Annotated in this window: 14 protein-coding genes; 11 read left to right on the plus strand and 3 right to left on the minus strand. The window is 59.4% G+C overall.

Going from position 1 to position 13,084, the window contains the following annotated elements; all coding sequences use genetic code 11:
* Positions 1-9 precede the first annotated feature (9 nt).
* The 4 genes from ytfR to ET34_RS0109950 all read left to right on the plus strand — a co-directional run bounded on the left by ytfR (position 10) and on the right by ET34_RS0109950 (position 5,202).
* Positions 10-1,512 carry a galactofuranose ABC transporter, ATP-binding protein YtfR gene (gene ytfR / locus ET34_RS0109935; RefSeq protein WP_031521635.1) on the plus strand — a complete coding sequence of 501 codons (1,503 nt, stop codon included), beginning with the start codon at positions 10-12 and terminating at the stop codon, positions 1,510-1,512.
* A gap of 10 nt (positions 1,513-1,522) precedes the next feature.
* A complete protein-coding gene (gene ytfT, locus ET34_RS0109940) occupies positions 1,523-2,548 on the plus strand; it encodes a galactofuranose ABC transporter, ATP-binding protein YtfT (RefSeq protein ID WP_152548378.1) in 1,026 nt (341 codons plus the stop codon).
* Positions 2,535-3,536 (plus strand): galactofuranose ABC transporter, permease protein YjfF, encoded by a 1,002-nt coding sequence (gene yjfF, locus ET34_RS0109945; RefSeq protein ID WP_031521639.1) that lies wholly within the window; start codon positions 2,535-2,537, stop codon positions 3,534-3,536. Before ytfT ends, yjfF begins: the two co-directional genes overlap by 14 nt.
* A gap of 100 nt (positions 3,537-3,636) precedes the next feature.
* The gene (locus ET34_RS0109950; protein ID WP_031521641.1) at positions 3,637-5,202 is read left to right on the plus strand and encodes a methyl-accepting chemotaxis protein; all 1,566 of its coding nucleotides are present in this window, start codon (positions 3,637-3,639) and stop codon (positions 5,200-5,202) included.
* Positions 5,203-5,248: 46 nt separating this feature from the next.
* Here ET34_RS0109950 and fbp read toward each other — a convergent pair whose 3' ends face one another.
* Positions 5,249-6,247 (minus strand): class 1 fructose-bisphosphatase, encoded by a 999-nt coding sequence (gene fbp / locus ET34_RS0109955; RefSeq protein ID WP_031521642.1) that lies wholly within the window; start codon positions 6,245-6,247, stop codon positions 5,249-5,251.
* Between the two features lie 252 nt (positions 6,248-6,499).
* Here fbp and mpl point away from each other — a divergent pair, with 252 nt between their 5' ends.
* The gene (gene mpl, locus ET34_RS0109960) at positions 6,500-7,882 is read left to right on the plus strand and encodes a UDP-N-acetylmuramate:L-alanyl-gamma-D-glutamyl-meso-diaminopimelate ligase (RefSeq protein ID WP_031521645.1); all 1,383 of its coding nucleotides are present in this window, start codon (positions 6,500-6,502) and stop codon (positions 7,880-7,882) included.
* Between the two features lie 49 nt (positions 7,883-7,931).
* On the opposite strand, the gene yjgA is transcribed toward mpl, so the two are convergent.
* On the minus strand, positions 7,932-8,483 hold the full coding sequence (yjgA, locus tag ET34_RS0109965) for a ribosome biogenesis factor YjgA (RefSeq protein WP_031521646.1): 552 nt from the start codon (positions 8,481-8,483) through the stop codon (positions 7,932-7,934).
* 105 nt (positions 8,484-8,588) lie between these two features.
* Between yjgA and pmbA the strand changes: the two genes are divergently transcribed.
* Complete coding sequence (gene pmbA / locus ET34_RS0109970; protein ID WP_035891129.1) at positions 8,589-9,941, plus strand: metalloprotease PmbA; 1,353 nt, start codon at positions 8,589-8,591, stop codon at positions 9,939-9,941.
* A 55-nt stretch (positions 9,942-9,996) separates the two neighbouring features.
* Positions 9,997-10,386: a cytochrome b562 gene (cybC, locus tag ET34_RS0109975; protein ID WP_031521648.1), complete on the plus strand. Its 390-nt coding sequence runs from the start codon at positions 9,997-9,999 to the stop codon at positions 10,384-10,386.
* A gap of 194 nt (positions 10,387-10,580) precedes the next feature.
* Here the strand turns inward: cybC and ET34_RS21260 are convergent, their stop codons facing one another.
* The gene (locus tag ET34_RS21260) at positions 10,581-10,742 is read right to left on the minus strand and encodes a Hok/Gef family protein (protein WP_051640512.1); all 162 of its coding nucleotides are present in this window, start codon (positions 10,740-10,742) and stop codon (positions 10,581-10,583) included.
* A 457-nt stretch (positions 10,743-11,199) separates the two neighbouring features.
* Between ET34_RS21260 and ET34_RS0109985 the strand changes: the two genes are divergently transcribed.
* The 4 genes from ET34_RS0109985 to ET34_RS0110000 all read left to right on the plus strand — a co-directional run bounded on the left by ET34_RS0109985 (position 11,200) and on the right by ET34_RS0110000 (position 13,074).
* Entirely contained in the window at positions 11,200-11,523 is a 324-nt protein-coding gene (locus ET34_RS0109985; RefSeq protein ID WP_031521650.1) for a glycine dehydrogenase, read from the plus strand.
* A 17-nt stretch (positions 11,524-11,540) separates the two neighbouring features.
* Positions 11,541-11,903 carry an SFCGS family glycine-rich protein gene (locus tag ET34_RS0109990; protein WP_024547654.1) on the plus strand — a complete coding sequence of 121 codons (363 nt, stop codon included), beginning with the start codon at positions 11,541-11,543 and terminating at the stop codon, positions 11,901-11,903.
* Between the two features lies 1 nt (position 11,904).
* On the plus strand, positions 11,905-12,201 hold the full coding sequence (locus ET34_RS0109995) for a DUF4312 family protein (RefSeq protein WP_031521654.1): 297 nt from the start codon (positions 11,905-11,907) through the stop codon (positions 12,199-12,201).
* Between the two features lie 96 nt (positions 12,202-12,297).
* On the plus strand, positions 12,298-13,074 hold the full coding sequence (locus ET34_RS0110000) for a DUF4311 domain-containing protein (protein WP_031521656.1): 777 nt from the start codon (positions 12,298-12,300) through the stop codon (positions 13,072-13,074).
* Positions 13,075-13,084: the final 10 nt, after the last annotated feature.

Below are 13,084 nucleotides of genomic sequence, written 5' to 3' on the forward strand. Positions count from 1 at the left end.
GAGGTGGCCATGCCCCATGACAAATATCAGGAAATTTTGCGCACCGAAGGATTAAGTAAAACCTTTCCCGGCGTGAAGGCGCTCGATCGGGTGGACTTCAACCTGCGGCGCGGCGAAATCATGGCGCTGCTGGGGGAAAACGGTGCCGGAAAATCGACGCTGATTAAATCCCTGACCGGCGTTTATCAACCGGATGGCGGGACCGTCTGGCTGGAAGGCCAGCCCATTGCACCTAAAAATACCGCCCATGCCCAGCAACTGGGTATCGGCACCGTCTATCAGGAAGTGAACCTGCTGCCGAATATGTCGGTGGCGGATAACCTGTTTATTGGCCGGGAGCCACGGCGCTTCGGCTTTCTGCAACGTAAAGAGATGGAAAAACGCGCCACGGCGCTGATGGCGTCCTATGGCTTTGCCCTTGATGTGCGCGAGCCGCTGAACCGTTTTTCCGTGGCGATGCAGCAGATCGTCGCCATCTGCCGCGCCATCGATCTCTCAGCGAAGGTGCTGATCCTCGACGAACCCACCGCCAGCCTCGATGCCAAAGAGGTTGAGATGCTGTTTACCCTGATGCGTCAGCTGCGGGATCAGGGCGTCAGTCTGATTTTCGTCACCCACTTCCTCGATCAGGTGTATGAGGTCACTGACCGCATTACCATCCTGCGCAACGGGCAGTTTGTCGGCACGCGCGACACCGCCGATCTGCCGCAGATCGAGCTGGTCAAAATGATGCTGGGCCGCGAGCTGGAAACCAACGCGCTGCAGCGCGCCGGGCGTACCTTGCTGAGTGAGAAACCCGTGGCGGCATTTAAGGATTTCGGCAAGAAAGGCGTGATTACCCCGTTCGATCTTGAGGTTCGCCCCGGTGAGATCGTCGGCCTCGCCGGCCTGCTGGGTTCCGGCCGCACCGAAACCGCCGAAGTGATCTTCGGTATCCGGCCTGCCGACAGCGGCAGCGCATTGATCAAGGGTAGCCCGCGCACGCTGCGATCGCCGGCCATCGCCTCCCGGGTCGGGATCGGCTTTTGCCCGGAAGATCGCAAAACCGATGGCATCATCGCTGCCGCATCGGTACGCGAGAACATCATCCTGGCGCTGCAGGCCCAGCGTGGCTGGCTGCGGCCCATCCCGCGCCGGGAGCAGAATCAGATCGCCGAACGTTTTATCCGCCAGTTAGGCATTCGCACCCCGAGCGCCGAACAGCCGGTGGAGTTTCTCTCCGGCGGCAATCAGCAGAAGGTGCTGCTGTCGCGCTGGCTGCTGACGCGCCCGCAGTTCCTGATCCTTGATGAACCCACGCGCGGCATCGATGTGGGCGCTCACGCCGAAATTATTCGCCTGATTGAAACCCTGTGCGCTGATGGTCTGGCGCTGCTGGTCATCTCGTCTGAACTGGAGGAGCTGGTGGGTTACGCCGACCGGGTCATTATTCTGCGCGACCGCAAGCACGTGGCGGAGATCCCGCTCAGCGAGCTGTCGGTCCCGGCCATCATGAATGCCATTGCGGCGTAAGGAGAGAGACGTGATGCCCCGTTCCCTGCCTCAAACCGGGCGAGCTGAACGCCGCTTCCGCTGGCCGCCGGGTGTCCCACAGCTGGCAGCGCTGGCGCTGATCCTGCTGGTGGACAGCCTCGTCGCCCCGCATTTTTTCCAGATCCTGTTGCAGGATGGCCGCCTGTTCGGCAGCCCGATCGATATTCTTAACCGTGCCGCACCGGTCGCGCTGCTCGCCATCGGCATGACGCTGGTGATCGCCACCGGCGGCATCGATCTCTCCGTCGGGGCGATCATCGCCATTGCTGGCGCCACAGCGGCAACGCTCACTGTTGAAGGCCATAGCCTGGCGGTAGTGATCCTCGCCGCGCTTGGTGCCGGCGTGCTGTGCGGATTGTGGAACGGCGTGCTGGTCGCCATTCTCAAAATCCAGCCGTTTGTCGCCACGCTGATCCTGATGGTTGCCGGGCGTGGCGTGGCGCAGCTCATCACCTCCGGTCAGATCGTGACCTTCAACTCGCCGTCGCTCTCCTGGCTCGGCAGCGGCTCGCTGCTGCTGTTCCCGACGCCGGTCACCATCGCCCTGGTCACGCTGATCCTGTTCTGGGTGCTGACCCGCAAAACCGCGCTCGGCATGTTTATCGAAGCGGTGGGCATCAACATCCGCGCCGCGAAAAACGCCGGGGTAAACACCCGCATCGTAGTGATGCTGAGCTACGTGCTGAGCGGTCTGTGCGCCGCCATCGCCGGGATTATCGTCGCCGCCGATATTCGCGGGGCGGATGCCAACAACGCCGGGTTGTGGCTGGAGCTGGATGCCATCCTCGCGGTGGTGATTGGCGGCGCGTCGTTGATGGGCGGGCGCTTTAACCTGGCGCTGTCGGTTGTCGGGGCGCTGATTATTCAGGGCATGAATACCGGGATTCTGCTGTCCGGCTTCCCGCCGGAGCTGAACCAGGTAGTGAAAGCGGTGGTGGTGCTCTGCGTGCTGATTGTCCAGTCGCCGCGCTTTATTACGCTGATTAAGGGAGCACGACGCCATGATAAAACGTAACCTGCCGCTGATGATTACCCTCGCGGTGTTCGTGCTGGGGTATCTCTACTGCCTGACGCAGTTCCCCGGTTTCGCCTCGACGAGAGTGATCTGCAATATCCTGACTGATAACGCCTTTCTCGGCATTATTGCCGTCGGTATGACCTTTGTGATCCTCTCCGGCGGTATCGATCTCTCGGTCGGGTCGGTGATCGCCTTTACCGGGGTATTCCTTGCTAAAGCCATCGGCTACTGGGGTCTGTCGCCGCTGGTGGCGTTCCCGCTGGTGCTGGCGATGGGCTGCGCCTTCGGTGCCTTTATGGGGCTGCTGATCGATGCGCTGAAAATTCCGGCGTTTATCATCACCCTCGCCGGCATGTTCTTTCTGCGCGGCGTCAGTTATCTGGTGTCGGAGGAGTCGATCCCCATCGATCACCCCATCTACGATACTCTTTCCAGCCTGGCGTGGAAGATCCCCGGCGGCGGACGCCTGAGTGCGATGGGGCTGCTGATGCTGGGCGTGGTGGTACTCGGTATCTTCCTCGCCCATCGCACCCGCTTTGGCAATCAGGTGTACGCCATCGGTGGTAACGCCACCTCGGCGAACCTGATGGGGATTTCCACCCGCAGCACCACGATCCGCATCTATATGCTCTCCACCGGGCTGGCGACGCTGGCCGGCATTGTCTTCTCCATCTATACCCAGGCAGGTTACGCGCTGGCTGGCGTCGGGGTGGAGCTGGACGCCATCGCTTCGGTGGTCATCGGCGGTACGCTGCTTTCCGGCGGGGTGGGAACGGTACTGGGCACGCTGTTTGGCGTGGCAATTCAGGGGCTGATCCAGACCTATATCAACTTTGACGGCACGCTCAGTTCGTGGTGGACCAAAATCGCCATTGGCCTGCTGCTGTTCATTTTTATTGCGTTGCAACGGGGTCTGACAGTGCTGTGGGAAAACCGCCAGAATGCCGCCGTAACGCGGGTTAACGTCGCCCCGCGCCTTCCATAAGTTTTTGTTATGGAAAGAAATACCTAATATTTCCCCGGTTATTGCCGATAACGATTTTCTGACCATTTCACACGCTATCGCGATGACCGGGAAACGTCACATGCTGAAAAATCTGTCTGTTCGTACTGGTTTGTTGTCCCTGCTGGCAGTTATGACGCTGCTGCTGTTAGTAGTTAGTGGTATCGGTATTTACTCCCTCACACAAAGCTCCAACGCGCTGCAACGTATCAATCATCTCCAGGGTGAGCAGATGGTGCAGCTCAGCGATGGCTATACCCTGATGCTGCGCGCCCGCAACGAAGCCGGGCAGGCGGTACGCCAGATGGAAGTCGGCATGCTCGACGATGCGGCGGCCGCCACTAAAGCCATCGAAAATGAAGTGGTTAAGGCCAGGGCGCAGCTGAAAGCCGTTATCGCCACCCCGGTCGATGATGAAGAGGGGCAGCGGCTGGTCGCCAGCCTGGCGAAAGCGTTCAGCGCTTATGACAGCAACGGCATCACGCCGATGCTGGCGGCGCTGCACGCCCAGAGTCCGGATCAATATTATGACCTGCTGGAAAACGGCCTGATCCCGGTGGCCCGGGATTTCAACAACGCCATGCAGGCTTTCAAGGCCTGGGGCGACGCGCGGGGTAAAGCGGAAGTAGCTGCGGTTGCCACCCAGAAAAACGTGGTGCTGACGCTGATGATCATTGCTGCGGCGTTGACCGCGGGCATCATCGTGCTGGTGTGGCTGGCGCTGCGCCACCTGTTGTTGAAGCCGCTTGAACAGTCGATAGCGCAGCTGGAATACGTCGCGGCGGGGGATCTTAGCCGCGAGCTGCCACCCGCCAGCGATAACGAACTGGGTCGGCTGGCGCACGCCATCGAAACCATGCGCCAGGCGCTGCGCGAGTCGGTGCAGCGCGTGCGCGATGCCAGCTCACAGATTGATACCGGCAGCCGCGAGCTGACCGCCGGTAACCTGAATCTGTCTCAGCGTACCGAGTCCACCGCCACCTCGCTGGAGCAAACCGCCGCCAGCATGGAGCAGATCACCGCTACCGTGAAGCAGAACGCAGAGAACGCCGAGCAGGCGCACAAGCTGGCGCAGGCGGTCTCCGACACCGCCGATCACGGCAGCGAGATGGTGTGCTACGTCATCGAGAAAATGCGCGACATCGCCACCAGCTCCGATCGTATCGCTGACATTCTCGGCGTAATTGACGGTATCGCTTTCCAGACCAACATTCTGGCGCTCAACGCCTCGGTGGAAGCGGCGCGTGCCGGCGAGCAGGGGCGTGGTTTCGCGGTCGTGGCGACCGAAGTGCGCAACCTCGCCAGCCGCAGCGGTGAAGCCGCGAAAGAGATCCGCACGCTGATCAGCGACTCCCGGACCCACGTCGGGGAAGGGCGCGAGCTGGCGCAGCAGGCCGGTGAGACGATGGATGATATCGCCGCCGAGATAATGCGCGTGACGCGTCTGATGAAAGAGATCGCCAGCGCCTCGCACGAACAGAGTCGCGGTATTGAACAGGTAAATATCGCCGTCAGCCAGATGGATGAATCAGCCCAGCAGAATGCCGCGCTGGTGGAGGAGTCGTCCGCGGCCACGCGCTCGCTGGAGGAGCAGTCTCAGCAGCTGACCGAAGCGATGGCTTCTTTCCGGTTGCAGCCTCAGGCGTAAATGCAAAAGGGCAGCCTCGGCTGCCCTTTGTTTTTTCCGGCGAAGCTTACGCGTCCGGGTAGTCGTGTATCAGACGCTCGACGTCATTCACCATGTGCTCGTTGCCGACAAAGAACGGACGGCGCTGGTGCAGGCTTTCCGGCTGGATATCGAGAATACGCTCTTTACCGTCGCTCGCCTTGCCGCCGGCCTGTTCAGCCAGGAACGCCATCGGGTTGCACTCGTACAGCAGACGCAGTTTCCCTTCCGGGTGGCTGGCGGTGCTCGGGTAGAGGTAGATGCCGCCTTTCAGCAGGTTGCGGTGGAAGTCCGCCACCAGTGAGCCGATGTAGCGCGTGGTGTACGGGCGCTGCGTGGCTTTGTCCTCTTCCTGGCAGTATTTCAGGTACTTTTTCACACCCAGCGGGAAACGGATGTAGTTCCCTTCGTTGATGGAGTAGGTGTTACCGCGTTCCGGGAAGCGCATGCGCTCCTGGCTCAGGCAGAACACGCCCAGCGACGGGTCGTAGGTAAAGGCATGCACGCCACAGCCGGTGGTGTAGACCAGCATGGTGGACGAGCCGTACACCACATAACCGGCGGCAACCTGCTTGTTGCCCGGCTGGAGGAAGTCCTCCATGGTGACCGGGGTTCCGACCGGCGTGACGCGGCGGTAGATGGAGAAAATCGTGCCTACCGATACGTTAACGTCGATGTTGGACGAGCCGTCCAGCGGGTCCATCAGTACCACGTATTTCGCGTGTTCACAGCCGTCGAACACCACGATTTCATCTTCTTCTTCAGAAGCGATACCGGCGACGATATCACGGGCGCGCAGCGCCGATTTCAGCTTCTCATTAGCGAACAGATCGAGTTTCTGCTGCACTTCGCCCTGGACGTTTTCAGCGCCGCTGGCACCAAGAATATCCACCAGACCGGCTTTGTTAATGTCGCGATGGATAATTTTCGCACCGAGCTTTATTGCCGACAGCAGCGCGGTCAGTTCCCCGGTGGCGTGCGAGAACTCATGCTGCTTCTCAACAATAAATTCACCTAACGTTTTCATAACACTTTCCCTGCTCTGAGATTGAGTAAAGCGATGCCGTGATAGTAACAAACTATCGAATAGTAGCGCACAGGTGAATCGCGCCAGCAAAATGCGGATTATCCTGAAATGCATTTATCCCCTGCAAACGAGGCGTTAGAATGTGCGCCGAACTTCGCGCCTGTCCCATCAGGCCTTTTTCCTCCGCTGTATCACTGGCGGGCAGCAACAGCAGCGCCTGATGGGACAGGCACATATAAAGGATCGTGACGTATGCGCATTCACATATTGGGGATTTGTGGCACCTTCATGGGCGGCCTGGCCGTACTGGCCCGTTCGCTTGGCCACGAGGTAACGGGCTCGGATGCCAATGTTTATCCCCCGATGAGCACCCTGCTTGAAAAAGAGGGCATCGAGTTAATTCAGGGCTACGATCCGAGCCAGCTTGAGCCGCGCCCGGATCTGGTGATCATCGGCAACGCCATGACGCGTGGCAATCCGTGCGTCGAAGCGGTGCTGGAGCAGGGCATTCCGTATCTGTCCGGGCCGCAGTGGCTGCATGACTTCGTGCTGCGCGACCGCTGGGTGCTGGCAGTTGCCGGTACCCACGGCAAGACCACCACCGCCGGCATGCTCACCTGGATTCTGGAATCCTGCGGCATGGCACCGGGCTTTGTGATCGGCGGCGTACCGGGGAACTTCGACGTCTCTGCGCGTCTTGGCGACACGCCGTTCTTCGTGATTGAAGCCGACGAATACGACTGCGCCTTCTTCGACAAGCGTTCCAAGTTTGTGCACTACGCGCCGCGCACCCTGATCCTCAACAACCTTGAGTTTGACCACGCGGATATCTTTGACGATCTGAAAGCGATCCAGAAGCAGTTCCATCACCTGGTGCGTATCGTGCCGGGGCAGGGGCGTATCATCTCTCCGGAGAACGACATCAACCTGAAGCAGACGCTGGCGATGGGCTGCTGGAGCGAGCAGGAGCTGACCGGCGAGCAGGGTATGTGGCAGGCGAAAAAGCTGACCAACGACGCGGCCTCCTGGGAAGTGTGGCTGGCGGGCGAGTGCGTCGGCCAGGTCAACTGGTCGCTGGTGGGCGAGCACAACATGCAGAACGGCCTGATGGCTATCGCGGCGGCACGCCATATCGGTATCACCCCGGCGGACGCAGCGCAGGCGCTGGGCTCGTTCATCAATGCCCGTCGTCGTCTGGAGCTGCGTGGCGAAGCGGATGGCGTGTGCGTGTATGACGATTTCGCCCATCACCCGACCGCAATTCTGGCTACCCTGGCCGCGCTGCGCGGCAAAGTGGGCGGTACCGCGCGTATTCTCGCGGTGCTGGAGCCGCGCTCCAACACCATGAAGATGGGCATCAGCAAGAACGATCTCGCCCCGTCGCTGGGCCGCGCCGATGAAGTGTTCCTGCTGCAGCCGCAGCATATTCCGTGGCAGGTGGCGGAAGTGGCGGAAGCCTGCATTCAGCCGGCGCACTGGAGTGCCGACATCGACACGCTGGTGGAGATGATCACCAAAGCCGCGCAGCCGGGTGACCACATTCTGGTGATGAGCAACGGCGGATTCGGCGGCATTCATCAGAAGCTGCTCGACGCGCTGGCAAAAAAAGCCGACGCAGCTAACGACCGGTTTTAAGCCCGCCGGAAATGAAAAACGCCTCTCAATGAGAGGCGTTTTTTTTGCGTTACTGCTGACCTTCGGCCAGTTCGCGCAGGTACTGGAAGATGAGGCGCGAGGATTTGGGCGGCTTATTGCCCTCTTTCTCTTTTTTGGCGTTGCGGATAAGCGAACGCAGCTGCTGGCGATCCGCCTGCGGCCATAGGTTCAGCACTTCCGGCACCGCGTCATCGCCGTTCTCAATCAGGCGATCGCGCAGCTGCTCTAACTTATGGAACAGCGCAACCTGCTGGTTGTGGCGGTTTTTCAGTTTGTCGAGCGCCTGACGAATCGGCTCCACGTCGCGCTGGCGCAGCATTTTGCCAATCAGCTGCATCTGGCGGCGGCGGCCTTCTTTCTTGATGCGCTGCGCCAGCTCAATGGCGGCACGCAGATCGTCATCCAGCGGAATTTTATCCAGGGCGTTTTTGCCCAGCTCAACCATCTCGGCGCCGAGGCGTTTCAGCTCTTCGGCGTCGCGCTTAATTTCGCTTTTACTGACCCAGATAATTTCATCATCGTCGTCTTCGTTTTCATTATCAGGGACTTCATCGAGCCAGTCATCGGGCTGCTTAGTCATTCTCAGGCTCCTTAAAAAAGAGGCTAATACTACCAGTTAAGGCGCGCACTGCGAAATGGTTCTCTGTTAGACTCAAAAAGACGTACTAACACTCCATCCTACATTATGGCATTCGCGATGAAAGTAATCACACAAGTAGCGCAGCAGCGCAAAGCGCTGGAAGAGGCGGTATCTCAGGCACTTGAACTTGCTTCCGGTAAAGCAGACGGCGCCGAAGTGGCGGTAAGTAAAACCACCGGCATCAGCGTCAGCACCCGCTACGGAGAGGTGGAGAACGTTGAATTTAATAGCGATGGCGCACTCGGCATCACGGTGTACCACCAGAACCGCAAGGGCAGCGCCTCCTCAACCGATTTAAGCCCGCAGGCCATTGCCCGTACCGTGCAGGCGGCGCTGGACATTGCGCGCTACACCTCTCCGGACCCGTATGCTGGCGTGGCGGAGAAAGAACTGCTGGCCTTTGAAGCACCGGATCTCGACCTGTTCCATCCGGCGGACATCGACCCGGATCGCGCCATCGAACTGGCGGCCCGCGCCGAACAGGCGTCCCTGAACGGCGATCCGCGCATCACCAACACCGAGGGCGGCAGCTTTAACAGCCACTACGGCGTGAAGGTATTCGGCAACAGCCACGGCATGCTGCAGAGCTACTGCTCGACCCGCCACTCGCTCTCCAGCTGCGTGATTGCTGAAGAGAACGGCGACATGGAGCGCGATTACGCCTATACCATTGGCCGCGCGCTGGGCGATCTGGAGTCCCCGGAGTGGGTCGGCCAGGAGTGCGCCCGTCGTACCCTGTCGCGCCTGTCGCCGCGCAAATTGCCGACCATGAAAGCGCCGGTGATCTTTGCCCGTGAAGTGGCGACCGGTCTGTTCGGACATCTGGTAGGTGCCATCAGCGGCGGCGCGGTCTACCGCAAGTCCACCTTCCTGCTGGACTCCCTTGGCAAGCAGATCCTGCCGTCGTGGCTCACCATCGAAGAGCACCCGCACCTGCTTAAAGGCCTCGCCTCGACGCCGTTCGACAGCGAAGGCGTGCGCACCGAGCGTCGCGACATCATCAAAGACGGCATTCTGACGCAGTGGCTGCTTACTAACTATTCCGCGCGCAAGCTGGGGCTGAAAAGCACCGGTCACGCGGGCGGCATCCACAACTGGCGCATCCAGGGCCAGGGCCTCGGCTTTGACGCGCTGCTAAAAGAGATGGGCACCGGGCTTATCGTCACCGAGCTGATGGGCCAGGGCGTCAGCGGTATTACCGGCGACTACTCGCGCGGCGCGGCGGGCTTCTGGGTAGAGAACGGCGAAATCCAGTATCCGGTGAGCGAAATCACCATTGCCGGCAACCTGAAGGATATGTGGAGCAATATCGTGACCATTGGCGACGATATTGAAACGCGCAGCAATATTCAGTGCGGGTCCGTACTGCTTCCGGAGATGAAGATCGCCGGCCAGTAATATCAGGGGAGCGCAACGCTCCCCTTTTTCATCACAACAATAAAAAGGTGCCGTCATGCGTAAGACACTGTTAGCAATGTTGACCGTTTCATCCCTGTTTGTTGCCTCATCGGCGGCTTTTGCTGCCGATCTGGACGAAGACATGGACATCCTGAGTGAAAACTATCAAATCGTACTCAAAACCGATGACGCCGGTGAGATGAAAGCCGCGCTCGGCAAGATGCGCGCCGCCGCACTGGATGCAAAAAAATCTGCCCCGGTGAAGCTGGAAAACAGCGCGCCGGACAGCGCAGAGATGAAAGATTACCGCCACGGGCTGGATACGCTGGTGGGGCAGATTGATGACGCGCTGGCGCTGGCAGGTGACGGAAAAGTGAAAGAGGCGCAGACCGCTGCCGAGGCCTTCAAAACCACCCGCAATACCTACCATAAGAAGTACCGCTAATCATCAGGGCCAGCGCCACCGCGTTGGCCTGCGTTGTATCATCACAGCATGACGTTGCACCCGCAGACGTTACCCGCCGTTCGTTCGCTTTTTACGTCGCCCGACGCTTTTCAGAAAGTGGCGTACTTTGGCGAAAAAAGGGTGCCTGAGAGCCTCTCGCCCCACAACGGTAGCGGGGGTTTCCCCCCGCCGGTTTACCTTCGCGTACTGGGTTCGTAAGCCAGTCGCACCGCGACTTCATACTCACCATAGCGGATCCTGATCTCGCACAGCGCGGGCCGTGTGAGCAGGGCAATGGTCACTGTCGTCAGACAGACGATCAGCACCGCCGCCATCGTCAATGCGTGTCGTTTCATGGTTACGCCTCCTTGCTTTGCAGCAGTGAAAAGGCTAACCTTCCGTTGTTGGTTTGGAAGGGAAAGCCTCACTTTGATGAATAATCAGGTGGGGCTTTTTACTGCCTGCCGTTCACGACAGACAAACCAGTCCTGCGCTCAAGACAGCCAGTCTCAAGCACCCACGCCCATTCTATCCAGCCGTCATAAGCCGCGCTTATTTCCTGTGTAATCCTTCGGCGCACGCCGCAAAACAGAACCCGCTTTTTTTCGCCTGTCCGCCTCCCTTTCAGGTGATATTCATCACATAAACCCAGCATAAAGTAATCATTCACGCAATTTATGTGGAACAGATCACTGCCGCCGCTCGCGCTTCCACATGGAAGTGGAAAAGAACTCGCTACAAACCCCACCAGCCCACCGTTAGTGTTACCCCATCGCAACACAGAATATATGCAGCGTTAACAACGGAGCGGTAATGAACGACGCAGTGTGTCAACAAACGGAACAGACCGCGCAACTCGGCGATCGCATGCTGGCCTGGGTATTCGCCCTGCTTAAGCGTAACCACATCACGCCAAACGCGGTGCAGGAGCAGATGCTCAGCTCGCACGTGCGGGCGATGGCGCACCGGTCAGTGAGCGGCGAGCCGCTGCCGGAAGTGGAAGCGGAGCTGTTCGACGAAATCTCCGAGGAGTCGATGCAGCTGGCGCAGGCGGTGGTGGATGAATTCGGCAACCTGCCGGTGGAAGAGGCCTGGCTTTTGTCGGTGCACTTCGAAGTGGCGAAAGACAATCTCTAAGCGCAAAGGAGCGGAATATGGAACAGATTACAGTGGTGATTGGCGACCGTCTGGGCAAAGGCCAGAAAGTGGGCGCAGGGGTTGAGAAAGCCGGTGGCCGTGCGGTAGTGGTGCCGGGCGTGGCGGCGGATATGAAGCTGGGCGACGTTATGAAAGCGGAAAACGCCACCTTCGGGATCTCATTTTGCGGCAGCGGCGGGGCCGGGGCAATCACTGCCCAGACCAAACACGGCTACAAAGCAAAATACGGCATGCGCTCGGTGGAAGAGGGCGTAACGGCCATCAATGAAGGCTGCAACGTGCTGGGCTTCGGCTTTATGGATAAAGAAGAACTGGGCGAGCGCCTGGTGGAAGCCTGGAAGAAGAAGTACGGCAACTGACATGAAAGAGAAATTCACCACCACGGTGAGGGTCAGCGGTAAAGGAGAGAGTAAGGCGCGGGCCTTCTCTGACGCCCTGAGCCACGTTCAGAGGGCGATGCTGAAGTCCTCCAGCCAGGTTTTGCTGCGTATTGAGCCACAGGATGTGCAGGTTGTTCATGCGCGGGAAACGGTGCGGAAAGAGGCGTTTCTGTTTTTCTTCCTGCGCCGTGAAAGACACATTTTCAGCGTGGAGCTGGAAGTGACTGTCAACGTGACCGCGATTAATCCCGATAAGGTCGATTTCGTCACGCAGTAATCCACTTTCCCTCTGAATATCCCGCTGGGCGTTGCCGCTGTGCGACGCTCCGGGTAGTCGCTTGCGGGGACCACAACACAACAGAAGGACGGAGTAATGTTCTTAATAATATTAATAAAATCGCTCATTATCGGCGCGCTGGTTGGCGTCGGTGTGGGGGCCGGGGCTGCACGCATGTTTCATGCTCCCACCACCCAGGGAATGGGGGCATTTCGTACGCTGGGGGAGCTTAACTCCTGCGAAGGCGATCCCGCCTCGCATTTCTCGTTTGGTCTGGGCTTCTTCTTCAACGCCTGGGCGTCGTCGGTTGCTGCCGGCTCGTTCACCCAGGACGTTGACCATCGCATCATTCCGAACTGGGGTGCGGCGGCGCTGATGATGAAAAACCGCAACGTGGCGGAAACCCTGCACGATCCGAAGAAGATGGCCATTGCTTGTGGCGTCATCGGCATGATCGTGGTTGCCTTCCTCAACACCACCGCGTCCGCGGTGCCGGCTGCGCTGCAGGTGACGGCCGTTAAGGTGCTGGTCCCTGCCGCTAACCTGCTGGTCAATACCGTGATGCCGGTGATTTTCTGGCTGGCGGCCATCGATGCCGGTAAGAAATCGGGCTTCTGGGCCACGGTATTCGGCGGCGCAGCGCAGCTGATCATGGGGAACGCCGTACCGGGTCTGGTACTGGGCATTCTGATTGGTAAGGGCGTAGAAGAGAGCGGCTGGAACCGCGTCACCAAAGTGATGATGACGGCCATCGTTGCGCTGTTCGTACTGAGCGCGTTCTTCCGCGGCTTCGACATCAAGATGATCGAGTCCTTCCACCTGGGCGTGCCGAACTGGCTCGACCTGATCCACAACGCGGTCAGCGGCAAATAAGGGGCTGATG

Source organism: Siccibacter colletis, from assembly GCF_000696575.1.
GTDB classification, from domain to species: domain Bacteria; phylum Pseudomonadota; class Gammaproteobacteria; order Enterobacterales; family Enterobacteriaceae; genus Siccibacter; species Siccibacter colletis.